Annotated in this window: 20 protein-coding genes and 1 riboswitch; of the genes, 14 read left to right on the forward strand and 6 right to left on the reverse strand. The window is 73.3% G+C overall.

Annotation, left to right across the window (positions count from 1 at the left end; translation table 11 throughout):
- Nucleotides 1-76 precede the first annotated feature (76 nt).
- A complete protein-coding gene (locus tag FB554_RS15455; RefSeq protein WP_142007269.1) occupies nt 77-1,228 on the forward strand; it encodes a MalY/PatB family protein in 1,152 nt (383 codons plus the stop codon).
- A 39-nt stretch (nt 1,229-1,267) separates the two neighbouring features.
- On the opposite strand, the gene FB554_RS15460 is transcribed toward FB554_RS15455, so the two are convergent.
- Entirely contained in the window at nt 1,268-2,764 is a 1,497-nt protein-coding gene (locus tag FB554_RS15460) for a peptide MFS transporter (protein ID WP_142007270.1), read from the reverse strand.
- A 111-nt stretch (nt 2,765-2,875) separates the two neighbouring features.
- Nucleotides 2,876-2,983: riboswitch (TPP riboswitch) on the forward strand.
- An 80-nt stretch (nt 2,984-3,063) separates the two neighbouring features.
- Here FB554_RS15460 and FB554_RS15465 point away from each other — a divergent pair.
- A complete protein-coding gene (locus FB554_RS15465; protein ID WP_236022172.1) occupies nt 3,064-4,281 on the forward strand; it encodes an MFS transporter in 1,218 nt (405 codons plus the stop codon).
- A 34-nt stretch (nt 4,282-4,315) separates the two neighbouring features.
- Here FB554_RS15465 and FB554_RS15470 read toward each other — a convergent pair whose 3' ends face one another.
- Nucleotides 4,316-6,088 (reverse strand): AMP-binding protein, encoded by a 1,773-nt coding sequence (locus FB554_RS15470; protein WP_142007272.1) that lies wholly within the window; start codon nt 6,086-6,088, stop codon nt 4,316-4,318.
- Nucleotides 6,089-6,182: 94 nt separating this feature from the next.
- Between FB554_RS15470 and FB554_RS15475 the strand changes: the two genes are divergently transcribed.
- From FB554_RS15475 to FB554_RS15485, 3 genes are all read left to right on the forward strand, one after another.
- Nucleotides 6,183-6,563 (forward strand): ArsR/SmtB family transcription factor, encoded by a 381-nt coding sequence (locus tag FB554_RS15475; RefSeq protein ID WP_142007273.1) that lies wholly within the window; start codon nt 6,183-6,185, stop codon nt 6,561-6,563.
- Nucleotides 6,560-7,045 (forward strand): SRPBCC domain-containing protein, encoded by a 486-nt coding sequence (locus FB554_RS15480; protein ID WP_142007274.1) that lies wholly within the window; start codon nt 6,560-6,562, stop codon nt 7,043-7,045. The genes FB554_RS15475 and FB554_RS15480 overlap by 4 nt, the downstream gene beginning before the upstream one ends.
- A gap of 96 nt (nt 7,046-7,141) precedes the next feature.
- A complete protein-coding gene (locus FB554_RS15485) occupies nt 7,142-7,693 on the forward strand; it encodes a mycothiol transferase (RefSeq protein ID WP_142007275.1) in 552 nt (183 codons plus the stop codon).
- A gap of 186 nt (nt 7,694-7,879) precedes the next feature.
- Here the strand turns inward: FB554_RS15485 and FB554_RS15490 are convergent, their stop codons facing one another.
- Entirely contained in the window at nt 7,880-8,278 is a 399-nt protein-coding gene (locus tag FB554_RS15490) for an MmcQ/YjbR family DNA-binding protein (RefSeq protein WP_142007276.1), read from the reverse strand.
- A 120-nt stretch (nt 8,279-8,398) separates the two neighbouring features.
- Here FB554_RS15490 and FB554_RS15495 point away from each other — a divergent pair, with 120 nt between their 5' ends.
- Together FB554_RS15495 and FB554_RS15500 are read left to right on the forward strand one after the other, a co-directional pair.
- Nucleotides 8,399-9,859, forward strand: a complete 1,461-nt coding sequence (locus FB554_RS15495) for a UDP-N-acetylmuramoyl-L-alanyl-D-glutamate--2,6-diaminopimelate ligase (RefSeq protein WP_142007277.1) — start codon at nt 8,399-8,401, stop codon at nt 9,857-9,859.
- Nucleotides 9,860-9,966: 107 nt separating this feature from the next.
- Complete coding sequence (locus FB554_RS15500) at nt 9,967-10,947, forward strand: type IV toxin-antitoxin system AbiEi family antitoxin domain-containing protein (RefSeq protein WP_142007278.1); 981 nt, start codon at nt 9,967-9,969, stop codon at nt 10,945-10,947.
- A gap of 190 nt (nt 10,948-11,137) precedes the next feature.
- Here FB554_RS15500 and FB554_RS15505 read toward each other — a convergent pair whose 3' ends face one another.
- Nucleotides 11,138-12,166, reverse strand: coding sequence for an enoyl-CoA hydratase/isomerase family protein (locus tag FB554_RS15505; RefSeq protein ID WP_142007279.1), 1,029 nt, complete (start codon nt 12,164-12,166; stop codon nt 11,138-11,140).
- A 55-nt stretch (nt 12,167-12,221) separates the two neighbouring features.
- Here FB554_RS15505 and FB554_RS15510 point away from each other — a divergent pair, with 55 nt between their 5' ends.
- The 6 genes from FB554_RS15510 to FB554_RS17265 all read left to right on the forward strand — a co-directional run bounded on the left by FB554_RS15510 (nt 12,222) and on the right by FB554_RS17265 (nt 18,225).
- A complete protein-coding gene (locus tag FB554_RS15510) occupies nt 12,222-13,049 on the forward strand; it encodes a glycerophosphodiester phosphodiesterase (protein ID WP_211344624.1) in 828 nt (275 codons plus the stop codon).
- The gene (locus FB554_RS15515; RefSeq protein WP_142007281.1) at nt 13,050-13,484 is read left to right on the forward strand and encodes an ATP-binding protein; all 435 of its coding nucleotides are present in this window, start codon (nt 13,050-13,052) and stop codon (nt 13,482-13,484) included.
- Nucleotides 13,485-13,491: 7 nt separating this feature from the next.
- Nucleotides 13,492-14,904, forward strand: a complete 1,413-nt coding sequence (locus tag FB554_RS15520) for a DUF2079 domain-containing protein (protein ID WP_170206919.1) — start codon at nt 13,492-13,494, stop codon at nt 14,902-14,904.
- 72 nt (nt 14,905-14,976) lie between these two features.
- Nucleotides 14,977-15,861, forward strand: coding sequence for a DUF5926 family protein (locus FB554_RS15525; RefSeq protein ID WP_142007283.1), 885 nt, complete (start codon nt 14,977-14,979; stop codon nt 15,859-15,861).
- Between the two features lie 13 nt (nt 15,862-15,874).
- Entirely contained in the window at nt 15,875-16,618 is a 744-nt protein-coding gene (locus tag FB554_RS15530) for a glycosyltransferase (protein ID WP_142007284.1), read from the forward strand.
- A 14-nt stretch (nt 16,619-16,632) separates the two neighbouring features.
- Entirely contained in the window at nt 16,633-18,225 is a 1,593-nt protein-coding gene (locus FB554_RS17265; protein WP_170206921.1) for an MptA/MptB family glycosyltransferase, read from the forward strand.
- Here FB554_RS17265 and FB554_RS15540 read toward each other — a convergent pair.
- Nucleotides 18,122-20,167 carry a hypothetical protein gene (locus FB554_RS15540; protein WP_142007285.1) on the reverse strand — a complete coding sequence of 682 codons (2,046 nt, stop codon included), beginning with the start codon at nt 20,165-20,167 and terminating at the stop codon, nt 18,122-18,124. The genes FB554_RS17265 and FB554_RS15540 overlap by 104 nt on opposite strands.
- A gap of 102 nt (nt 20,168-20,269) precedes the next feature.
- On the opposite strand from FB554_RS15540, the gene FB554_RS15545 reads away from it, so the two are divergent.
- Nucleotides 20,270-21,556 (forward strand): glycosyltransferase 87 family protein, encoded by a 1,287-nt coding sequence (locus FB554_RS15545; protein WP_170206922.1) that lies wholly within the window; start codon nt 20,270-20,272, stop codon nt 21,554-21,556.
- Here FB554_RS15545 and FB554_RS15550 read toward each other — a convergent pair.
- The gene (locus FB554_RS15550; RefSeq protein ID WP_142007287.1) at nt 21,438-23,564 is read right to left on the reverse strand and encodes a hypothetical protein; all 2,127 of its coding nucleotides are present in this window, start codon (nt 23,562-23,564) and stop codon (nt 21,438-21,440) included. The two genes, FB554_RS15545 and FB554_RS15550, sit on opposite strands and share 119 nt — an antisense overlap.
- Between the last annotated feature and the right edge of the window lie 294 nt (nt 23,565-23,858).

Here is a 23,858-nt window from a genome sequence, read left to right on the forward strand (position 1 = left end):
CGTCACCTACGCCGGTCGGCGCTGGCTATCACCGAAGGCCGGTGCGTCGAGCGGGGTCGTGGGGGAGCATGGGGCGGTGAGTCAGACCGAACCCATCCTGGGCGCCTCGCTCGACGAGCTGCGCCGCACCCGGACCAGCGTGAAGTGGCAGGCGTACGGCCACGAGGCCATCCCCGTGTGGGTCGCCGAGATGGATGCGCGGCCCTGCCCGCCGGTGGTCGAGGCGGTCACGTCGGCGCTCGGCCGCGGCGACACGGGGTATGCGTGGACGGCCGAATACGTCCGTGCCGCAATGGATTTCGCGAAGCGGCGGTGGGACTGGTCGCCCGACCCCGGCGCGGCGATGAGCGTGCCCGACGTGATGTCGGGGATCGAGGCGCTGCTCGTGCACAACGTGCCCCGCGAGGCGGGCGTGGTGCTGAGCCCGCCGTGCTACGACTCGTTCTACGGCTTCGTCGCCGCCACCGGTCGGCGCCTGGTGAAGGCTCCGCTCGGCGCCGACCTGCGGCTCGACCTCGACGCGCTCGACCGGGCGTTCGTCGAGGCCGGGCCGGGCGGGGCATACGTGCTGTGCAACCCGCAGAACCCGACCGGCACGGTGCACACCGCCGACGAGCTGCGGGCGCTCGCGCGGCTGGCCGACGAACGCCGGATCCTGGTGCTGTCGGACGAGATTCACGCGCCGCTCGTGCAGCCGGGGACGACGTACACGCCGTATCTGAGTCTGCCCGAGGCCGCCCGCGGCGTCGCCCTGATGAGCGGGTCGAAGGCGTTCAACCTGGCCGGGATCAAGGCGGCGCTGGCGTTCGCCGGGCCCGACGCCAAGGAGCGTCTCGCGGCGCTGCCTGAGGTGCTGACTCACGGCGCCAACCACCTCGGGGTGATCGCGGCGACCGCGGCGTACGACCACGGCGGGCCGTGGCTCGACCAGCTGCTCGGCGAGCTGGCCGACCGGCGCCGGCTGCTGGGTGAGCTGCTCGCGCAGCGTCTCCCCGACGTACGCCCGGTGCCGAGCCAGGCGACCTTCCTCGCCTGGCTCGACTGCCGGGGGCTGGGCGTCGACGACCCGGTCGCGACGTTCCGGCGCGGGGGCGTGATCGTCAGCGCGGGCACCTGGTACGACCCCGACCAGGGCGCCGGGTGGGTGCGCTTCAACCTCGGCACCTCGCCCGAGGTGATCACCGCCGCCGTCGACCGCATGGCCGCAGCGCTCGAGCCGGTCGAGTAGCGCGAGGAACGAGCGCGTATCGAGACCCCGGCGACCGCCCTACCTGGCCACCTCGGGCTCGGCGTCGGCGATCTGCCGGTGCGCCCACGGCGACAGCAGCGCGAGCACCACACCGAACGCGACGGCGATGACGCCGAGAACCGTGAAGAACTGCGCGTCGGGGGTGTCCTCGGTGAGCCGGATGGCCTGCGCGGCGATCGACTGACCGGTCGCCGACGACAGGAACCACAGCGCCATCGCCTGCGACGCGAACGCCTTCGGGGCCAGCACCGTCGTGGCCGAGAGACCGACCGGCGACAGGCACAGCTCACCGAGCGTCTGCACGACGAACACGCCGCCGAGCACCCACACCGGGGCGGTCGGACCCTCGTAGTAGTTCGCGGCGATTCCCAGCAGCACGAACGAGATTCCCGCGATGGCCACACCCATCGCGAACTTCATCGGCGTGCTCGGGAACTTGCCGGAGCGGGCCAGCCACAGCAGACCGAACAGCGGTGCGAGGAGGGTGATGGTGATCGGGTTGATCGACTGGAACCACTCCTCCTCGAAGCGGAAGCCCAGCGAGTCCAGGTCGGTGCGCCGCGCGGCGAAGGTCGCCATCTTGGTCGCGGCCTGCTCGAAGATCATCCAGAACAGCACCGCGGCGATCCACATCGGGAGGTAGGCCCGCAGGTGGCGTCGCTCGGTCGGGGTGACTCGCTTGCTGCGGAACATCACGACGAAGTACGTGACCGAGGCGGCGACCGACAGCAGCGCCACCGTGTCGATGACGGCGGCGGCATAGCCACCGCGCACGACGCGGAGCAGGCCGATGAGCACCGCGACACCGCCGACGACGCCGAGTCCGATCAGCCCGGCGCGGCGCCGCGCCGTGTCGTCGACGGGGTTCGGAGCCTTGTCGCTGTCGGGGTCCAGCCGCTTGCGGCCGAGGTAGTAGAGCACCAGCGCGATGCCCATGCCGACGGCTGCCGCGGAGAAGCCGGCGTGGTAGCCCCAGCGGTTGCGCAGGAAGGCCACCACGAACGGGGCGAAGAACGCGCCGATGTTGATGGAGACGTAGAAGATCGAGAAGCCGGCGTCGCGGCGCGGGTCGCGGTCGGTGTAGAGGTGCCCGACCATGGTGGACACGTTCGGCTTCAGCAGACCGGTGCCGAGGGCGACGAGTGCGATGCCGAGCCAGGAGAAGCCGGCGCCGGGGACGGCCAGCGACAGGTGGCCGGCCATGATGATGAGGCCGCCGTAGAGCACGGACCGGCGCGCGCCGATCATCCGGTCGGCGAGCCAGCCGCCGATGATCGACAGCAGGTAGACCGCGGCGCCGTACGTCGCGACCACCGCCTCGCCCAACGTGTCGTCGAGCCCCAGCCCGCCGTTCGCGGCCGTGTCGACGAGGTAGTAGAGCAGGATGGCGCGCATCCCGTAGTAGGAGAAGCGCTCCCACAGCTCGACGTTGAAGAGGGTCGCGAGTCCGCGCGGGTGGCCGAGGAAGGTCTTCTCGGCGGGAGTCGCCCCGGTGTCGGTGGGGGTGGCCGACATGCTCAGGTCACTTGCCTTTCGATTCTGGACTTGGGGGCCCGAAAGCCGCCGTCCACCGTACGGCGCGTTCCTAGGGCACTCCTGTCGGGTCGTACGCTGGTGGTCACTTCGCACATCCATCGCGGGAGTCCCAGGAGGGGCTGAGAGGGCGCTGCTGCCGCGCCGACCGTCACACCTGATGCGGGTCATGCCGCCGAAGGGAGACTCCGATGCCGTCGTCTGCCGTGTCGCAGATCGGTTCTGCCAGAACGAGATTCACGCCGGACAGCCCTGCCCGGAGGCGGGCGACCCGCGGCGGGATGCTCGGCAACTACGTCGACCAGGTCGACATCTTCCTGCCCGTGATCGCCCTCGCCCCGGTCAGCGACCGGGTGCTCGGGCCGGGCAGCACCGCGGCCCAGACGGGCCTGGTGTTCGTGGCCACGCTGCTCGGCCGGCCGCTGGGCGCCGCGATCTTCGGCGCGGTCGCCGACCGCCGCGGCCGCACCAGCACGACCCGCATCGCGATCGCGGGCATCGCGGCGACCACGGCGGCGATCGCGCTGGTGCCGGGGCACACCACGCTCGGGGCGGCGACGCTCTGGGCGTTCGTGGCGCTACGGTTCCTCGGCGGCATCTTCCTGGGAGGTGAGTACACCGCGGCCATCCCACTGGCGATGGAGTGGTCGCGGCCTGAGCGGCGCGGCGGCCTGAGCGGCGCCGTCATGGCGATGTCGCCGCTGGCCAACGCCTCGATCGCCGCGCTAACACTGACGCTCGTCGAGGTGCTCGGCGTCGACGCGTACGCCGACTGGGCCTGGCGCGTCCCGTTCGCCGTGGGTGCTCTGCTGGCGGCCGCGATGCTGCTCTACTACCGCCGCGGGGTCTCCGACGCGCCGGCCTGGAAGCGGGCCGAGCGACGCCCGAACCCGTTGCGGGACATCGTGATCGGGCAGTGGCGCCGGCAGCTGTGGCAGGTCTTCGTGCTGATGACCGGGCTGTGGCTGTTCACCCAGATGGCCGTGCCGGTGCTGACCGGTGAGCTGCGCGCGTCCACCGCGCTCGACCCCGCCACGGTGCCGTTCGTCATGCTGATCGCGACGCTGGTGTCGGCGGTGACGATGCTCGCCGCGGGCGAGCTGTCGCAGCGCACCGGTCGACGGGCGTTCTTCGTGGCGTTCGGGGCGGCGGCCGTGCTGCTCGCCCCGCTCGCGCACGCGCTCACCGGGGCGTCGCGGTCGCTCGCCGTGGTGGTGCTCGGCGCCGCCGCCCTGCAGGTGGTGACCGTGACGGCGTACGGGCCCGTCGGCGCCTATCTCGCCGAGCGGTTCCCCGCGCAGGTGCGCTCCAGCGGCTACGGCGTGGGCTACTCGCTGTCGATCGTGCTGCCGGCGCTCTACCCGTTCTGGCTGCCGCCGCTGCAGGAGGCGCTGGGCGCCGAGGTCGCGGTGCGGCTGGTGCTCGTGGTCGCCGCGCTGCTGCTGGTGGTGGGTGCGCTGGCCGGCCCCGAGCCCGACCGTCGCGCCCCGCTCGCCTGACCCCTCACCGGGCTGATCCGGGCGAGCGGTCGGGTCAGCCGCGCAGTCCGAACTCGTCGTCGCGCCACTCCCGACCGTCGCCGATGAGTCCGTTCTCGCGGGGCTCGTCGGAAGGGTTGTCGGCCTCGCGCTGGCGCAGCTCGACGCGGCGGATCTTGCCGCTGATGGTCTTCGGCAGCTCGAAGAACTCGATGCGCCGCACCCGCTGCCACGGCGCCAGCCGCTCGCGGGCGTGCCGCAGGATCGACTCGGCCGTCGCGGCGTCCGGCTCGTGACCGGAGGCGACCGCGACGTACGCCTTCGGCACGGCCAGGCGCACCGAGTCGGGTGCGGGCACGACGGCCGCCTCGGCCACCGCCACGTGCTCGATCAGCACCGACTCCAGCTCGAACGGACTGATCTTGTAGTCGCTGGCCTTGAACACGTCGTCGGTGCGCCCGACGTACGTGATCGACCCGTTCGCGTCGAGCGTCGCCACGTCGCCGGTGTGGTAGAAACCGCCGGCCATTGCCTCGGCGTTGCGCTCCTCGTCGCCCTGGTACCCGGTCATCAGCGGCAGCGGGTGGGCCGACAGGTCGAGGCACAGCTCACCCTCGGCCACCCCGTCGGCGTCGGGCTCGACGCGCTCACCGGTGAGCGGGTCGACCAGCGCCACCGGCACGCCGGGCAACGGCTTGCCCATCGACCCCGGCTTCAGCTCCGACCCCGGCGTATTGCCTACTGCCGCAGTCATTTCCGTCTGCCCATAACCGTCGCGCAGCGGCAGGTCCCAGGCCTTGCGCACCTGCTCGATGATCTCGGGGTTGAGCGGCTCGCCGGCGCCGATGACCTCGCGCAGCGCGCCCGGCTTGTCGCCCAGGTCGGACTTGATGAGCATCCGCCACACCGTCGGCGGCGCGCACAGGCTGGTCACCTGGTTCTTGCTCAGCGTCTCGAGCAGCGCGGCCGGGTCGAAGCGGGAGTAGTTGTCGATGAAGATGCACGCCTGCGCGATCCACGGCGCGAAGAAGCACGACCACGCGTGCTTGGCCCAGCCGGGGCTGGAGATGTTCAGGTGCACGTCGCCGGGCCCCAGCCCGAGCCAGTACATCGTCGACAGGTGTCCGACCGGGTAGGACACGTGCGTGTGCTCGACCAGCTTGGGCTTGGAGGTCGTGCCCGAGGTGAAGTAGAGCAGCACCCGGTCGGTGCTCGCGTTGCCCGGGTGCGGGGCGGGCTCCGCGTCGATGCCGTACGCCTGGTGCAGGTCGACCCAGCCGTCCGGCACCCCGCCGGCCTCGCCCGGGTCGGGGATGGCGAAGCGCAGGTAGTCGCCGGGCACGGCGTCGAGCTTGTGCGCCTCGGCGGCGCTGGTCACCACAGCCCTCGCCCGGCCGCGCTCCATGCGGTCGACCAGGTCGGCGGGGCCGACGGCGGTGGTGGTCGGCATGATCACGGCGCCGAGCTTCATGATCGCGAGCATCGTCTGCCACAGCTCGACCTGGTTGCCGAGCATGACGATCACCGCGTCGTCACGTCCGACCCCGTTGTCGGCGAGAAGCCTTGCCACCTGGTCGGACTGGCGCGCCATCTCGTCGAACGTCACGGACCTGACGGTGCCGTCCTGCTCCACGATCGTGAGGCACGGCGCGTCGTTGCCGCGGGCGTTCGCGTCGAACCAGTCGATCGCCCAGTTGAACGACGGGCCCACCTCGGGCCAGGCGAAGTCGGTGGTGGCCGCGGTGTAGTCGTCGCGCTGCTCGATGAGCCGGTCGCGGACGGCGCGGTAGGCCTCGGTGGGGCTGGTGGTTCCTGACGTCGCTGTCATGGCGCAAGTCTGGCGCGTACGCCTTCCGCGCGGGCCGCTTCGCGTCACCTCGACCCATTGACAGGTGACCAAATGGTCACCTAATGTCGCTGGCGTGCCCATCGATGACGACCTCGTCTTCAAGGCGCTGGCGGACCCGGTCCGTCGGCTGCTGCTGGACGCGCTCTTCCAGCGGGACGGCCGCTCGCTGGGGGAGCTGGAGGAGATCGTCAACGCCGAGCACGAGATGACCCGGTTCGGGGTCGCGAAGCACCTGCGGGTGCTCGAGGCGGCGAACCTCGTCGTGACGCGCAAGGAGGGGCGGTCCAAGGTGCACCGTCTCAACCCGGTCCCGATCCAGCAGATCCATCAGCGCTGGATCGGGAAGTACACCGAGCGGGCGGGCATCTCCTCCGTCCTCATCGGCATGAAGGAGCAGATCGAGCGATCCGCGGCCGAGCCGTCGGACGACCCCGAGAAGGACGGAAAGTCATGAGCGACAACGAGATCCAGGTCTACAGCATCTACATCGACGCGCCGGCCCAGAAGGTGTGGGACGCGATCACCACGTCGGAGTTCACCACCGACTACGGCTACGGCGGCGACGTCGAGATCGACCTCACGCCGGGCGGGACGTACAAGAACTTCACCACCGCCGAGATGAAGCAGATGGGCATGGGCGAGGTGTCGGTGAGCGGCGAGGTGATCGAGGCCGACGCGCCCCGCCGCCTCGTGCTCACCTGGACGCCGGCGTGGATGCCCGACGCGAAGACCCAGCTGACCTGGGAGCTCACGGAGTACCCGTCGGGCCTCACCCAGGTGGTGCTCACCCACGACCTCACCGGCGCGCCCGACCTCGCCGTGCAGACACGCGGCGGCGGCGAGCCCGCGAGCGGTGGCGGCGGGTGGCCGTGGGTCCTCTCCGGCCTCAAGACGCTGCTCGAGACGGGCGCGTCGATGGACCGGCAGGCCGGTTGAGCGCTGCGGACAGACCGGGCGGGGCGTGCGGACGGGAACTGTCCGCACGCCCCGCTTCGCTGGGTGCATCAGCTTCCCGCACCCCGAGGAGAACCCATGAACGTCGACCCGCAGATCCGCACCGAGCGCGACGAGCTGCTCGCCTTCGTCGCGGAGCAGATCCAGGCGCTGCGCAACGCCGCCTCCGGGCTCAGCGAGAGCCAGGCGCGAGAGACCCCGACCCGCAGCGCGCTGTCGATCGGCGGCCTGCTCAAGCACGCGGTGTACGTCTTCGACACCGCGCAGCACCGGCTCGACCACCCCGACGGCCGGCTCAGCCCGGAGGACTACGAGCGCCTGCTGCCGGCCTTCGAGGCGAGCTTCGCGCTCACCGAGGACGAGTCGCTCGACGGGATGCTGGCCGAGTTCGACCGGAAGGCCACGGGCTACCTGGCGACTCTCGCCGGGCTCGACCCGGACGCGGAGATCAACGAGCCCGCCGCGCCGTGGTTCGGCCGCCCCGACCCCACCCCGGTCCGCACCCGCTTCTACCTCCTGCACCAGATCGAGGAGCTGGCCCGCCACGCCGGCCACGCGGACATCGTGCGCGAACAGCTCGACGGCAAGACGGCGTACGACCTCTTCCCCGACGCCGCCCAGGCCGGCTGACCCCCGCGAGGAGGGGCGGCCCAGATGATCGAGGTGAGGCCCCCTAATAGCTGGGCCGCCCTTGTCGTAAGGGGGCCGCCCCTCCTCGGCGGGAGGTCCGGCGGTCAGACCTGGACGAGCACGAACTTGTACCCAGCACCGATGCCGTATGGGCACCAGGCGTGCGACGACGCCGAGGTCGACTGATCACCCGCAGGCGTCGAGCTCCCGGACCAGCCGTTGCGGCGCCGTGTTGCGGAACGACATGTCCAGCAGCTCGCCGATCTCGGCCCAATCCGGCTGTGCCGCACGGAAGTTCACGCCGACCCATCCCGACGGGCCGTAGTAGCCCGGCACGAAGCAGCGCGTCTCCTCCAGCAGCGCCAGGCGCTCGTCCTCGTCGGGCTTCACCAGCACCGACTGGCGGTAGGCGTCGGAGGCGTGGTCGCCCTTCACGACACCGCCGTAGATCGCGAACACCTTGGTGGTGAAGAAGTTCGGGTGGCCGTGCGAGACCTTCTCGGCCGCACCGGGCAGCGCCAGCGCCAGCTCGCGCACGCGCGCGAGGAACGGGTCGTCCTCGTCGAACCGCGGCGGGTGCGTCATGTCGCCGACGCTAGCGGGGTGACGCCTCGATCACCGGGTATCCGGCGATCTACCCACGTCACTAGACACACCCATACGAAGGCATCGTCACCGGGTGCGGCCGGTTGTTAGAGTCCACCGGTGCAGATCGCCCGTGAGCAGCTGAGCGAGATCCTCGGCACCTCGATCCCCGACTCCGTCACCGCCGTCGACGCCGTCACCCACGACTCGCGGGCCGTGCGCGCGGGCGGTGCGTTCGTCGCGATCCCCGGCTTCACCGTCGACGGGGTGACCTTCGTCCCGCAGGCGATGGCCAACGGCGCCAGCCTCGTCATCGCCGAGCGCGACGTGCCCGGCGCGCCGACCGCGGTCGTCCCCGACGCCCGCGTCGCGCTCGCCGACCTCGCGGTCGAGGTCGCGGGCCACCCCTCCCGAGAGCTCACCGTCTACGGCATCACCGGCACCAACGGCAAGACCACGACGTCGTACGTCCTCCACGCCATCCTCTCCGCGGCGTACGGCGCCGAGCACACGGGTCTGATGACCACCGCCGAGATCGTCGTCGGCTCCGAGCGCGAGGCCGCGGTGCGCACGACCGGGGAGGCGCCGCAGGTGCAGGGCAACCTCGAGCGGATGCGCGCCGCCGGCGTGACGCACGTCGTGCTCGAGACCTCCTCGCACGGCATCCATCTGCACCGGGTGCGCGGAACTCGTTATGCCGCAGCGCTTTTCACCAACCTCACGCGCGACCACATCGACCTGCACGGCTCGATGGAGGACTACTACCTCACCAAGCGCAGGCTGTTCGAGTGGACCGACGGGCCCAAGCTGTCCAACGCCGACGACGAGTACGGCGCCCGTCTCGCCCGCGACGTCCCCGGCACCCTGACGTTCGGTGTCGTCGAGAGCGCCGACTACCGGATCTCCGACGCCCGGGTCGAGGGCGCCGGCACCACCTTCACGCTGCGCACCCCCGAGCACGGTGACCTCACGCTGCGCACCCCGCTGCTCGGCGACTACAACGTGCACAACGTCGCAGGCGCCGCCGCGATCGCGCTCGAGACCGGCATGGACCCCGACACACTCGTGCGCGCTGTCGCTGAGATGGCCCAGGTTCCAGGGCGATTCGAGCGCGTGCCAGCTGCGGTCGACCGTGGTTTCGAGGTCGTCGTCGACTACGCCCACACCGACGTCGGCCTGGAGCTGGTGCTGCAGGTCGCCCGCGACGTGCTCGCCGCCCAGGACGGCGACGGCCGGCTGATCTGCGTCTACGGCGCCGCCGGCGACCGCGACCCGGCCAAGCGACCGCTCATGGGCGCCGTGGCATCCCGCCTCGCCGACGTCGCGATCGTCACCACCGACGACGCCTATACCGAGGACCCGCAGGCGATCGCCGACGAGGTCATGGCGGGCGCCGACGCCGGCGACACCACCGTCGTGCTCGACCGCCGCGAGGCGATCCGCGCCGCCCTCGCCCAGGCCCGCCCGGGCGACGTGGTGGTCGTCGCGGGCAAGGGTCACGAGCGGGTGCAGCACCTGCCCACCGGCGACGTCGACTTCCACGACGCCACCGTGGTGACCGAGGAGCTCGCCCGCGCCTGACCGCGCCCCGGCCCCCGACGTACGTCCGCGGCGGCCCCAGGCGTTTATCCACAGTTCACGATCGCTCGCCCGGCGCGCACCCGCCGATCCTTGTCAGGGTGTGCGCCATGAGCCGTCGATCGCCGTCGATGTCGCCGCTGCTGCTCGCGCGGATCGCCCAGCAGGGCGGGGTCCTGTCACGTCGTGACGTGGTCGAGCTCGGCCACCACGACCAGGACCTCCAGTCGTGGCTCCGCGCGGGCCTCGCGATCCAGGCGTCCCGAGGTGCTTACTACCTCTCTCCCGACCGCGAGCCGGGCTGGGCCGAGCTGACCTCGTTCGAGCGGGCCGAGGAGCACGAGCGCCGACGCGCGGCGGCCCTGCTGACGGTGCTGCCCCGCCCGCTCGTCGCGAGCCACAGCACCGCGCTGCTCCTGCACGGCATCCCCCGGTTGCTCCCTGACGGAGCGCCGACGGTGTGCCACGTCATGACCACGAGACGCACGGTGACCAGCCGGCGCAAGGGCGTCCGGGTGCACGCGCACGTCGCCGGCACCCAGCTGTACGCCAGTGAGCCGCGACGCGTGTCCGTCGCCGACGCCATCGCGCAGACCGGCTGCCTGGGAGGTCTGCACGCCGCGGTGGCCGCCGCCGACGCCGCGCTGCGAGCCGAGCGGGTCGAGCGCGCCACGCTCGAGGCGGCGTTGCGTCGCGTCTCGGGTCAGCCGGGTGCGACGGGGCTGGTGGCCGCCGTCGAGCTGGCCGACAGCCGCAGCGAGTCGCCCGGCGAGAGCTGGCTGCGTCTCGTCTGCCGCGCCGCCGACATCGCGGTCACGCCCCAGGTGTCGCTGGGCGACGAGCGCGGGCCGTTCGCGCGTGTCGATCTGCTCGTCGACGGAACCAACGTGGTGCTCGAGTTCGACGGGCTGGGGAAGTACACCCGTGACCCCGAGGCGCTGCGCACGGAGAAGGTCCGCGAGCAGCGGCTGCACCGGGCGGGCTTCGTCGTGGTGCGGGTGACCTGGGGGGACTTCCGCGACATCCCGGCGCTGGTGGCGCGCATCCGCGCGGCGATCGCGCGCGACGAGGCGAGCCGGCGGAGCTCCTGACACAGACGTACGTTCTCGACAGGACCCGACGCTTCTGACAGGCAGTGCTGCTGCAGCAGGGTGTTGTGTCAGGAACGCGGGGTCGTGTCAGGAACGCGCGGGTGTGTCAACAACGTCGACACCTGCGCGGACCCGGAGCGACCGCGCGCGGCGGCACCCCCGCCCACGGTGCCGACCCAACCGACAACCCTCAGCCGAACGCCGCCTGAACCTCGGCGGGCGTGACGTCCTCCACCCGGGCGTGCTTCCACCGGGGGGAGCGGTCCTTGTCGACCAGCTGGGCGCGTACGCCCTCGTCGAAGTCTCCCGTCGTCACCAGGTGGTCGGCGAGCACCAGGTCCTGGTCGAGCACCTCGCGCACGGTGTCCATGGTGGCGGCGCGCCGGATGCCCTCGAGCGTGACGGCGACCGAGATGGGGGAGCGGGCCCGGATCAGCTCGGCGGCCTGCTGGGCGCCCTCGGCGCGGTGGGCCTCCAGACGCTGCACGATCGCGCCCGCGTCGTCGCCGGCGAAGCACTCGTCGATCCACGCGCGCTCGGCCTTCAGCGGCGGCGGCGGGGTGGAGCCGAGGTCGTCGGGCACCGGCTCGCCCTGCGCCAGCCGCGCCACGAGCCCTTCCCAGTCGCCGCTGTCGATCTGGGTGTCGGCGAGCCCTGCGGCGATCGCGTCGGCGCCGCCGATGGTGGCGCCGGTGAGCGCGAGGTAGGTGCCGAGCTCGCCCGGCGCCCGGCTCAGCAGCCAGCGCGCGCCCACGTCGGGGAAGAACCCGATGATCGTCTCGGGCATCGCGATCTTCGACCGCTCGGTGACCAGCCGGTGCTGCGCGAACGCCGACACCCCGATGCCACCGCCCATGACGATGCCGTCCTGGAACGCCACGACGGGCTTGGGGTAGTCCGCGAGCAGCGCGTCCATGTCGTACTCCTCGCGGAAGAAGAGCAGGTGGTCCTCTCCCTCGAGGTGCGCCCGGCGTACGGCCACCACGTCGCCGCCCGCGCACAGGCCCCGCTCGCCGGCGCCCTCGATCGTCACCGTCTGCACGCCGTCGTCGCCGGCCCACTCGGTCAGCAGCGCCGAAATGCCTTTGATCATGGGCAGATTCAGCGCATTGATCGCCTTGGGGCGCGCGAGGAACAGTCGTGCGACGGCCCCCTCGCGCACGAACTGGATCTCGTCGGTGCCGGGCGCGGCCTGGGCGTCGGGGCGGGTTGCGTCCATGGGTCGAACCCTACGGAATGCCCGCGTGCGCCGCGCTCGCACGCACAATGGGCGCGTGCACACCACGCTGAGCGGACTGCGGCCCGAGGTGGTGGCGCACCGTGGTTCGAGCCACACCCGCCCCGAGCACACCGCCGCGGCCTACCTGCTCGCGATCGAGGAGGGCGCCGACGCGGTCGAGTGCGACGTGCGGCTCACCGCCGACCGGCACCTGGTCTGCGTGCACGACCGGCGCATCGACCGTACGTCCACCGGGGCCGGGCTCGTCTCCTCCCTGACTCTCGAGCAGCTCATGGAGTACGACTACGGCACCTGGCGGGACCAGCCCTCGGCCGGGGTGCTCACCTTCGACTCCCTGCTCGACCTGCTCGCGGCCGCGCCGCGCCGGGTCGACCTGGCGGTGGAGACCAAGCACCCCAACAAGTTCCGCGGAGCCGTGGAGGTCGAGCTGGCCCGGGTGCTGCGCGACCGCGGCCTCGCGCCGGAGCCCGACGTCACCGGCGCCGATCCCACCGAGAGCGCCCCCGACCCCGACCGCACCCGCGTGCGCGCCATGTCCTTCTCCGTCCTGGCCATGCGCCGCGTCGGCGAGCTGCTGCCCGGCCTGCCGCGCGTGCTGCTCAACGAGGCGGGCGTGCGCCGCCAGGTGCGCACCGGCGGCCTGCCCTACGGCATCCCCATCTGCGGCATCAGCACCGGTCTGCTGCGCCGCGACCCGGGCATGGTGCAGCGCCAGCACGAGCGCGGCCACGCCGTGCACGTCTACACCGTCGACGAGCCCGACGACATCCGGCGCTGCCTGGAGGCCGGGATCGACGGCATCATCACGAACCGCCCGGCGGTGGTGCGCGAAGCCGTCGCCGCCGTGTGGGATTCTCGGTGAATGACCGCAGACCAGAAGCACGCCTCGGACGCCCGGGTGCGCACCGTGCGCCTGGCCTGGAGCCTGGAGTCGGTGCCCGAGATCCGCAAGATCGTGGTCGACGACCTCTCCGACGGCGCCACCCCGCAGGAGATCGTGCACGAGGCCGAGACCGTGGTGTGCGAGCTCGTCGCCAACTCGGTGCGGCACGCCAAGCCGCTGCCCGACGGCAGCGTGCGGGTGCACTGGAAGGTGCGCGGTCCGCGGGTCGAGGTCGAGGTGACCGACGGCGGTGGCGGCGACATGCCCGCCCCCAAGCCGCAGGCCGAATATGCCCCCGCCGGCCGGGGTCTGCGCATCGTGCGCAGCATGGCCCACGAGTGGGGCGTGACCGACGAGAAGGTCGGCCGCACCGTCTGGGCCTCGCTCGGTGGCCCGTCGCGCCGCCGCGCCTGACCCGCCCGTGACCGCACGGCCGAGGATCGTCGGCGCCCTCGCCGGCCTCCTCGCGACCGCGTGGTTCTTCGTGCTCGCCCTGGCCCGGTTCAACCAGGCCAAGGCGACGTCGTACGACCTCACGATCTTCAGCCAGGCGGCCGCCGCCTGGCGCCGTGGCGAGCTGCCGCGCTCGTTCGTGCGCGGCCCCGACACCCTGCTCGCCGACCACTTCAGCCCCGCCACCGCGGTCTTCGCGCCGGTCTGGGCGCTCTGGCCCGACCCGCGTGCGCTGCTGCTCACCCAGGCGGTGTGCCTCGGCCTCGCCGTCGGGATCGTCGTCGCGGTGACCCATGCCCGGCTCGGCCCGGCCGCGGCCGGCTGGGTGCTGCTGACCGCGCTGCTCGGGCGGATGCTGGTCGCCGGCGACATCTTCGACGTGCACGAGGTGGCCCTCGCGGTGCCGCTGATGGCGGTGCTCGGGTGGGCCCTGCTGGAGCAGCGGCTGACCGCCGCCGTGCTCGCCTCGCTCGGGCTGGTGCTGGTCAAGGAGGACCTCGGGCTCACCGTCGTCGCCGCGGGCGCGGTCTGGTGGTGGCTGCGCGGCCGTGGCCGGCGGGCCCTCGCCGAGGGAGCGCTGCTCGTCGCGATCGGCGTCGCCGGGCTCGCGCTGGCCGTCGCGGTGATCGCCCACTTCAACGGCGGCGGCTCGTCCTATCTCGACTACTTCACCGGCGGCTCCGGCGGGGCGCTCGCCGACCACAGCGCCCGCCCGACCCCGGGCCTGCACCTCGACCAGCGCGTCCTGCCGGTGCTGCTGCTCACCGCGACCGCGTTCGTCGTGGGGTGGCGCTCGCCGCTGATCCTGCTGGCCCTGCCGACGCTGGCCTGGCGGCTGCTGTCGAGCAACGCGAGCTACTGGTCGGTGAGCTTCCACTACGACCTCGTGCTGTGGCCGGTCGCGGTCCTCGCCGCCGTCGATGCCGTACGCCGGCACCGGCTCGCCGAGCGAGCCTGGCTGCGGCCGGTGGCCGTGCTGAGCGGCCTGGCGGTGATGGCCTCGGGCCTCACCCTGCTCGTCGACAAGGGCATCGACCCGCGCGCGGCGTTCTCCCGGTCGGCCGAGCTGGCTGACCTCGACCGGCTCATGGTCGGGGTCCCGGCGGGCGCGACCGTCGCGGCGCAGAACCACCTCGGCCCCTACCTGACCCCACGGTTCGAGGTCACGATGCTCGGCACCGGCCGCCCCGAGCGGGTGCGCTACGTCGTGCTGGCTGCCGACCGGCGCCCGGAGTTCCAGGCGCCGCCGTGCGCCCGGGACCAGCTGCTGCGCGACCTGCGGGGGCAGCCGGGCGTGATGATCCGGCAGGTCGGCGACCTGGTGCTGGCCGACCTCGGCACCTCCCGCCCGGCAGGTCTGCGCGCCTGCTCCGCCGGCTAGCACCACGGGCCGGGCGGCCTCGTCCGCATCCGCGCCACCCCCGCCCGGGGGGCCGCACTAGGGTGAGCGCCCATGGGCAAGGCTTCCCGCCGCAAGGCGCAGCAGAACAAGGCGAAGGCACCGAAGGACCCGAGCACCCTCCCCCCGGCCTACGCCGCCCGCCCCTTCGCGGGGCTCCCCGGCGAGACCGAGTGGGTCGCGATGCGCGAGATCGTGCCGGCCGCCACCGCGCCGATCTCCTTCTCCCACGGCGGCACCAGCGGCGAGGCCACGGTCGCGACCGTGCTGCCGCTCGCCTGGGCCGGGCTGCACCGCGACAACGGCGAGCTCATGGTCGGCCTGCAGTCCGGCGGCGGCACCGGCGACCTCAGCCGCGACCTCGCGGAGGCGCTGCTGGCCGCCGCGCAGCTCGAGGCCGGCCAGCCGCTCGAGCACGCCCCCAAGGCGACCGCCGCCAGCCCCCGCCTGCAGGACCTCATCGCCGAGTCCGCCGAGCCGTTGCGCGCACAGGTGCACGAGGGCTTCGAGTTCTGGGTCGACGCCGACCAGCTCGACGCCGAGGGCCAGGCCTCGCTCGACCGCGCCAACGAGGCCGCCGCCCCGACCGTGCGCGTCGTCGAGGACCAGTCGGCCTTCTGGTGCCGCATCGGCGACCGCACCTACGTGCGCTGGGTGCTGCCGCACGACGAGAACCGCGCCACCGACGCCCTCGCCCGGCTGCACGCCGCCGACCGGTCGCGCCTCGGTGACGGCCGGCTGCTCGGCGCCTTCCGCGCCTGCGGCCTGCTCGTGCCCGTCTGGGAGGTCGAGCCCGACGTCGACCCTGCCGACCTGGCCGGGCCGATGGCCGACATGGTCCAGCGCTTCGACGAGGCCCACGCCGACGAGTCCCCGCTGACCCCCGAGGAGCGACGCGCCCGCAACGGGTTCGTCAGCCGCCAGGTGACGCTCCGCTGAGACACTCGGTGCGATGACCGACTCGGGGGAGTGCGTCGCGATCATCCCCGCCAAGGACGAGGCGGGGCGCATCGCCGCGACCGTGGCCGCCGTCTCGGCGCTGCCCCAGGTCGCCACCGTGATCGTCGTCGACGACGGATCCGCTGACGGCACAGGCGCGCTCGCGCTCGCCGCCGGCGCCGCCGTCGTCACCCACCCGCGCAACCGGGGCAAGGCCGCCGCCATGACCACCGGCGCCGACTTCGCCGCCGAGCACGGCTGGCCCGACCTTCCCCTGCTGTACGTCGACGCCGACCTCGAGCAGTCCGCCGCGGCGCTGGGGGTGCTCGCCGACCCCGTGCTCGCCGGTGACGCCGACCTCACCATCGCGGTGCTCCCGCCGCAGTCCACCGCCGGGGGCGGCCGCGGCTTCGTGGTCCGCCTGGCGCGCAACGGGATCCGCGAGCTCGCCGGGTTCGAGACCACCCAGCCGCTGTCGGGGATGCGCTGCCTGAACCGCGCGGCCTACACCGCCGCTCAGCCGTTCGCCCGCGGCTGGGGCGTCGAGACCGCGATGACCGTCGACGTCGTGCGGGCCGGCCTGCGGGTGCTCGAGGTGCCGGCCGACCTGCACCACCGGGTCACCGGCGCCGACTGGCGCGGGCAGCTGCACCGCGCCGAGCAGTACCGGGACGTGTGGCTCGCGCTCGCCGCCCGGCGCGGCCGCGCGCTCGCCGCCCGGGTCCGCGACCGCGGCGGCCGGGACACGCCCCCGTGAACACGCTCGCGAGGGTGCGAGTTCCCTTGCTGCTGCTGTCGTTCGGCATCCTGCTGCTGATCGCCGCGAGCAAGGCCAACGCCGCGAAACCACCGCTCGGCCCGCCGCTGTGGCCGGGGGAGCTCGCCTACCACCCCAGCCCGCGCGCGGTCACCCTGCTGCTGTTCATCGGCTACCTCGCGGGCGCGCTCGCGGTGCTCGCCGGCCTCGCCCGGCCACGCATCGGCAGGCGCTGGCTCGGCTGGGTGCTGCTGCTCGCCGTGCTGACCCTGCTCACCGCGCCGATCGGCAGCGGCGACCACACCAACTACGCCGCCTACGGCCGCATCGCGATGCAGGGCGGCGACCCCTACGTCGAGTCGCCCGAGGCCTGGCGAGACGGGCTCGACCCGATCACCGCCTCGGTGCAGCCGCCGTGGCGCACCACCCCGAGCATCTACGGCCCGCTCGCCACGGCGCTGATGGCCTTCTCCTCCTGGGTCGGCGGCGACAACCTGCGCGAGACCGTCGGCACCTGGCAGGTGCTCGTGATCGCGGCGTGGCTCGCGATGCGCTGGATGCTCCTCCAGCTGGTCGAGGGCGAGCGCGCGCAGGGCCGCATCGACGTGCTGTGGACGTTCAACCCGCTGGTCTTCGGCGCGCTGGTGATGGGCGCGCACGTCGACATGATCGCGGGGGCGTTCGCCGTCGCGGCCCTGCTCGCGCTGCGCCGATCCCCTGTCCTCACAGGCCTGTTCGTCGGCGCGGCGGCCAGCACCAAGATCACCTACGGCGTGGTGGCGCTCGGCATCCTGTGGGCCTGGCGGGCGGCCGTGCAGCGCCACCCGGCCTGGCGGCCGCCCACCGGGGCCGGGCCGCTGCGCCGCCTGGTCGCGCCGCTGCGCACCGCCGGGGCGAGGCAGCAGGTCACCCGGCTCGTCCTCGGCGCGCTGGCCGTCGTCGTGCCGTGCTACGTCGTCGCCGGACCGCACGTGCTGCGCCAGCTCGGCGCCGCGGGCGGGTCGTTCTCCTTCGCCACCCCGGCCGCCCCGATCTGGCGCGGGCTGCGGCACGTGCTGCCCGAGTGGGCGGTCGCGACGATCGTCTTCACCCTCGCCGCGCTCGTGATGATCCTGCTCGCCTGGCTGCTCCACCGCGTCGCCGCCCGGGTCAACCTCGGCCGTCGCATCCCCGACGGAGCCACCCGCCAGGCCGTCGTCACCACGTGGGCGCTCTCGACGGCGTACGTGCTCGTCGCGCCCTACTCCCTGCCCTGGTACGACACCCTCACCTGGGCGCTGCTCCCGCTCCTGCTCGAGCTGGCCTGGGACCGGGTGCTGGTCGTGCGGTACCTGTTCATGGTCCTGGCGTACGTCCCCGGCCGGGTGCTGGCGCTCACGCCCACCGTCGAGGCGTTCACCCTGAACTTCCGCAAGAACATCGCGCCGTGGGTGACCACCGCGATGCTGCTCGCGATGTTCTGGCACTGCTGGCGCATCCTGCGCGCGCCGCGCGTCGGGCCGGTCAGTCGGCGGTTCGGTCGCGCCACGCTGCGGCGGCGGCCGCGACGAGCAGCGGCACCGCCAGCTGGGCGCCGGTCGCCGGCACGCCGACACCGGAGTCGTTGAGCACGAACGCGACCGACCAGCACACCAGCAGGCCGACGCACACCCAGCGCAGCAGCGGCAGCTCGTCCCACAGCCACTGCAGCGGGCGGCCGAGCCGGCCCTCGGGGCGCAGCACCGCGACCCAGGCGAGCACCAGCACGACCGGCACGAGCAGCGCCAGGGGCGAGGAGAAGAGCAGACCGACGTTGCCGGCGAGCTTGTCACCGATCACGCCGAGGGCCTCGCCGTCAGCGATCTGCTGCACGAATCGCCCCAGGTGCGAACGGGATCCGGGACCGCGACGCCAGTCGAGCCACGCGGCCAGGGCCACGAACGCGAGCACCCCGAGCAGCAGCAGCGCCACCCGGCGCTTGGTCGGGCGCACCCGCAGGATCAGCGCGACCACCACGGCGGTCGCGGCGAGGATCGCCGGCGGGCCGCCCAGGTCGGCGCCCCAGCTCGGGTGGCCGTCGACGACCGCCGCGGCCACCCCGACGACGCCCACCGAGGCTGCGGCGAGGCGCACGTCGGTCTCGTCGGTGTCGTCCCACCAGACCAGGCGCATCGCCGACAGACCGCCGAGCAGCAGCGCCGCGCTGGCGAAGAAGCCGAACGCCGCGTTGCCCATCCCGTGATAGCGACCGCCGAGCAGCGGCTGGAGGCCCTGCGGGGCGATCAGCTGCAGCTGGGAGCCGGTGACCACGTCGAGCGCCATGACCGCGAGCGTGATCGCGGCGACGACGAGCGGCGGTCCGGCCGCCCACTCCCGCCACGGCCCGGCGTAGGCCACCGACACCACGAGCGCGGCTGCGACCACCACCGCGACGACGAACCACAGGGTCGTCGGCCCGCCGCGCCACCAGGGCACGGCGCTCGCGAGCCAGCTCGCGACCGGCAGCGAGGCGACCGTGACGGCGGCCGGCCCGAGCCAGCTCGGCGGCGCGCCGCGGCGGCGCCAGCGCCAGGCGCCCACCCCCAGCACGAGCACGGCGAGCACTCCGGCCGCGACGACGTACGGCAGGGAGACGTCCTGGCTGCGCATCAGCTTCAGGTCGGCCGCGCGCAGGTCGGTCGCGATCTCGGCGTCGGGCGTGGTGCGGTCGGGGCGCACGGTGAGCGGCGAGCCGACCGACCCGTCGGGCTGGTCGCCGAGCCGCGCGAGCACGGTGGCCGACACGTCGGGGGCGGTCACGAAGCCGGTCTGCTGGGTCGACTGCGAGGTCAGCGCGCCGCGCTTCACGCCGGAGCCGACCGTCATGAGCATCCGCGGCGCGGGCTCGTCGTCGGTGCCGTCGGACAGGCCGGTGATGATCACCGTGGCGGAGCCCTGGATGTTCGTGAAGACCGGCTGGATCGCCTTGTCGATGTCGGCGGGGGCGACACCGGCCGAGGTGCCGAGGTCGACGAAGGTCACCGGGCAGGCCGACATGGCGGCCTGGGTCGGCGAGGAGAAGTAGCGCTCGACCTTGCCGTCGCGGTCGGCCGCGGCCAGCGCGGCCCCGCGGCCGACCGCGGCGACGCACTGGTCGCGCCCGGCGAAGCTCGACGCGAGCATCCCGATGTCGGGGCTGCCGGGGGCGTCCTGGTTGGTGCTGCGCAGCGACGACCAGCCCGGCACGGTGGCGCCTCCGCCGCTGACCCGCGGCTCGGGCATCCGGCAGCTGGCGTCGGCCCCTTCGGCGGCCGACAGCGACAGCCACGCGTCGGCGGTGCAGGTGGGGGTGGTGGTGGCCTTGGGCGTGAGCGAGGCGGTGCCGGCGATCTGCAGCAGCGCGCTGAGGCCGGGCTCGCGCTGCTGGGTCACGTCGGCCCACTGCGCCCCCGGCAGCCCGACCACGACGACCGGCCCGGGCTGGGTGATCGCGCTGCGCACCGGCTCGGGCGTGATGCGGGTGAGCGCAAGACTCAGCACGACGAACGCCACCAGGACGCCCCCGACCACGATGACCCACCGGCGCAGCATGGGGGACACCGTAGGGGGCCGGCATGTGAATGCCCTGGCGGCCGGCGGAGTCGTCGCGACGGGCTCGTGGGGGAGGAGCCGGGCCAGGGCACAATGCTGCGGGTGACCGAGGACCGCCGGAGCCGGGTGCCGCGCTGGCTGTTGGCGTACGCCGTGGTCGTGGTGGGGACCGTGCCGTGGATGGTGCTCTACCTGCTGCGCCCCGACGACCAGCACTGGATGGTCGACCTCGAGGTCTATCGCGAGGCGGGCCTGTCGAACCTCGTCGGGCGGCCGGTCTACGAGTGGTTCACCCCGCCCCCGCAGAACCTCCCCTTCACCTATCCGCCGTTCGCGTCGATCCTGGCAATCCCGTTGGCGCTGCTGCCGTTTCGCGTGGTCGGCTGGATCTGGTTCTACCTGCAGCTGCTCGCGACCCTCGGCATCGTCCGGTACGCCGGCGCCGGCCTGATCGCGCGCGCCACCCGGGTGCCGGGCTGGCTGCTGTGGGGCGGGCTCACCCTCGCCGCGGCCGCGACGCTGCCGGTGGCCGACGGGCTGCGCTACGGCCAGGTCAACGCCTTCCTCATCCTCGGCTGCCTGCTCGACGTGGTGCGTCCGCGCGCCGGCCGCTGGCTCGACCGCATCCCGCAGGGCGTGCTGGTCGGCGCGGCCGCGGCCATCAAGCTCACGCCCGCGATCTTCGTGGTGCACCTGGTGCTGACCCGGCAGTGGCGCGCCGCCGCGACGGCCGCGGGCACCGCGATCGGCATCACGCTCGCGACGTTCGTGCTGCTGCCGGGGCCGTCGTTCGCGTTCTGGGGCGGAGCGCTGCAGGACCCCGAGCGGCTCGGCCGCAACGACGGCACCGCCAACCAGTCGCTGCGCGGCGTGCTGCTGCGGCTCGGCCCCGACGGGCTGGCCGGCGACCTGCTGTGGCTCGCCCTCGTCGCGGTCGTGCTGGTCGTCGGGCTCGGCTCGGCCCGCCGCGCCCACCTCGCCGGCGACCGGCTGCTGGCGTTCTGCCTCGTCGCGACCACGGCGCTGCTGGTCTCACCCGTGTCGTGGACCCACCACTTCCACTGGCTCCTGCCCACGATGGTGCTGCTCGTCGCGACCCGGCGCCGGGCGTACGTCCTCGCCGGCGTGGCCCTGTGGCTCACCTTCGTGCTGCACCTGACCTGGTGGGCGCACTGGCGGCTGGTGGACCAGGTGATCTTCGAGCCGTCGCTCAGCACCGGCGACCCGTTCTGGACGGTGCTGCACAACTCCTACGCGATCGCGGCGGTGCTCACCGTGATCCTGCTGGCGCGTCTTGCCGCGCAGCGGTCTCGGCCGGACGCCGCGCCGCCTGCCGACGCAGCACGTCCTTCGGCGCCGAGCGTCCCTGCCACGCCGCGACGAGGATGACCAGGGGCGCGATCACGAGCATCCCGCTCGGCGGGATCGCGGTGCCGGAGTCGTTGGTGGCGAAGCCGATCAGCCAGCAGATGGTGATCGCGGCGAGGCCGTGACCGAGCAGCGTGACCCGCTCGGTCACGCGCGCGAGCGGTCGGCCGACGCGCGAGGTCGGGCGCATGAGGGCGTACATCGTGAGCACGAGCAGCACGGGCACGAACAGGTTGACCCACTGCGAGGTCAGCATCTGCCAGTTGAGCATCACGTTGCGCTGCAGCGCCGTGGTCTGGCCCGACTCCAGGAAGCCGGCGACGAACGTGCCGATGTGCGTGCGATATTGCGGCGGCCGCAGCGAGTCGAGGTAGCCCAGCCCGCCGACGACGAGCAGACCGATGCCGCCGACCACGACGATGCGCTGCCAGGTGACCTTGATGCCGCCGGCGTTGAGCGCGAGGTAGGCCAGCGCGGGCAGCATCGCGATCGGGCCGCCGGCGTCGGCGCCCCAGCTGGGGTGGCCGTCGACGACGATCGCGGCGAAGCCGATCGCCGCCACGGTGAGCGCGGCGAGGCGGGGGTGGCCGCGCTGCACCCAGCGACCCGCGAGCAGCGCGGCCGCGAAGAGCATGGTGCTGGCGTACATCGCGCTGGCGACGTTGCCCATGCCGAAGTAGCGGCCGCCGTAGACCGGTTGCAGGCCCATGATCGAGATGAGCTGCAGCCGCGAGCTGTGCGTGACGTCGAGCGCGATGGTGAGCGCGGTGACCGACGCCAGGAAGACCGCCGGGCCGGCGACCCAGGTGCGCCACGGGCCGAGCAGCGCGGCCGCCGCGAGCACCACCGCGATGCCGAGGATGCCGCCGACCAGGGCGATCCCGGGCGACGGGGCGTTCCACCACGGCGGGATGCCGATGAGGAACGTCGAGACCGGCACCGCGCCGCACCAGGCCCCGAGCAGGGCGAACCAGCGCCGCCCCGTGGGGCCGCGGGTGCGCAGCAGGAGCAGCCCGACCGCCAGCGCGATGAGCACGACGACGACATAGGTGTAGAAGAACGGCGCGACGAGCTGGTGCTCCTTCTCCAGCGCCTTGCTCACGCCATAGACGTGCTCGATCGAGGCGTCGGCGTCGGTCTCGGGCTGCACGAACGGCTGGCGCCCCTCGAGCAGCACGTCGGCCGGGTCCTTGACGACGCGCTGGACCAGCAGACCGGTGAGGTCGGTGCCCTGGATCAGGCCCTGCTGGCGGGTGATCGGCGAGCGCAGCATGCCCTGCGGCACGCCCGGCCCGGACACGATGACCGTGCGCAGCCGCTCGGGCGTCTTGTCGTCGGCGAGGCCGGTGACGACGATCGTCGCGTCGAGCGGGGCGCGGTTGAGCAGCTGTCGCAGCGCCAGGTCGGAGGTGCTCTCCAGGTCGACGAGGGTGACCGGGCACGCCTCCAGGTCGGCCTGCTGGGCGCTGGGCCAGTAGCGCGCGACCCGGCCGGAGCGGTCGGCCGCGCCGTACGCCGCCATCGGGCCGGCCGCGGCCACGCACTGCCCGCGGGTGTTGAGCATCGTGGCCATCGAGCCGATGTCGGCCTTGATCGCCCGGGCCATCGACTGCTGGCGCCAGGCCGGCCAGCGGGGGAAGACCGCGCCGGCGCCGGACTGCTGGGGGCGCGGGGCGTACGGGCAGGGGTCGACGATGCCGTCGGACCCGGTCTGCCCGGGCGGGTATCCCCAGGTCGCGCGCGCCCCCGCCGACATCGTCATCCAGGCCGCCTGCGAGCAGCTGTGCGGCGCGATGGAGCGGGTGATGACGTTGCCCACCGCGCCCTGCTGGGCCATCGACCACAGGGTGGGGGTGTACTCCGGCGACACGTCGTCCCAGGTGAGGGTCGGCATCGCGACGACGATCGTCGGGCCGGGCTGCTCCATCGGCTGGTGCGCGGGGCGGGCCAGCAGCCAAGAGAGCGCCAGGTTGGCCGCGAAGAAAGCCACTGCGGCCATGGCGGTCAGCAGCAGCCAGCGGCGAGTCACCGGGCAAGGGTACGGGCGGCAACCTGAGCGGGGGCTGCGCACCGGCTGAGGTGACGGAGTCGTGACCTGGGCGTGCTCGGGCGTCACGTGCACGGTGCGGCGGTGGTCCGTCAGGGGGTGCGGTGGGGCGCACGGTGCGGCGGTGGTCCGCGAGGGCGTACGTGCGTGGCGGCCGGTTCCGCTGCGGCGGTTCTCCGTCGGGGGGTGCGCTGAGGCGCACGGTGCGGCGGAGGTCCGGCATCCCGCGCGGGTACGCCGGCGAGACGGGCGACGGGCCGGGCGGGCTCGGTGACT

The sequence above is a fragment of the Barrientosiimonas humi genome (assembly GCF_006716095.1).
In the GTDB taxonomy this organism is placed as follows: Bacteria; Actinomycetota; Actinomycetes; order Actinomycetales; family Dermatophilaceae; genus Barrientosiimonas; species Barrientosiimonas humi.

Bases quoted from the DNA above. Each gene is read 5' to 3' on its own strand.
- FB554_RS15485 (WP_142007275.1), top strand. From the start codon at position 7,142: ATGAACGTCGACCCGCAGATCCGCACCGAGCGCGACGAGCTGCTCGCC.
- FB554_RS15460 (WP_142007270.1), bottom strand. From the start codon at position 2,764: ATGTCGGCCACCCCCACCGACACCGGGGCGACTCCCGCCGAGAAGACC.
- FB554_RS15530 (WP_142007284.1), top strand. From the start codon at position 15,875: ATGACCGACTCGGGGGAGTGCGTCGCGATCATCCCCGCCAAGGACGAG.
- FB554_RS15470 (WP_142007272.1), bottom strand. From the start codon at position 6,088: ATGACAGCGACGTCAGGAACCACCAGCCCCACCGAGGCCTACCGCGCC.
- FB554_RS15505 (WP_142007279.1), bottom strand. From the start codon at position 12,166: ATGGACGCAACCCGCCCCGACGCCCAGGCCGCGCCCGGCACCGACGAG.
- FB554_RS15500 (WP_142007278.1), top strand. From the start codon at position 9,967: ATGAGCCGTCGATCGCCGTCGATGTCGCCGCTGCTGCTCGCGCGGATC.
- FB554_RS15525 (WP_142007283.1), top strand. From the start codon at position 14,977: ATGGGCAAGGCTTCCCGCCGCAAGGCGCAGCAGAACAAGGCGAAGGCA.
- FB554_RS15465 (WP_236022172.1), top strand. From the start codon at position 3,064: ATGCTCGGCAACTACGTCGACCAGGTCGACATCTTCCTGCCCGTGATC.
- FB554_RS15515 (WP_142007281.1), top strand. From the start codon at position 13,050: ATGACCGCAGACCAGAAGCACGCCTCGGACGCCCGGGTGCGCACCGTG.
- FB554_RS15540 (WP_142007285.1), bottom strand. From the start codon at position 20,167: ATGCTGCGCCGGTGGGTCATCGTGGTCGGGGGCGTCCTGGTGGCGTTC.
- FB554_RS15490 (WP_142007276.1), bottom strand. From the start codon at position 8,278: ATGACGCACCCGCCGCGGTTCGACGAGGACGACCCGTTCCTCGCGCGC.
- FB554_RS15480 (WP_142007274.1), top strand. From the start codon at position 6,560: ATGAGCGACAACGAGATCCAGGTCTACAGCATCTACATCGACGCGCCG.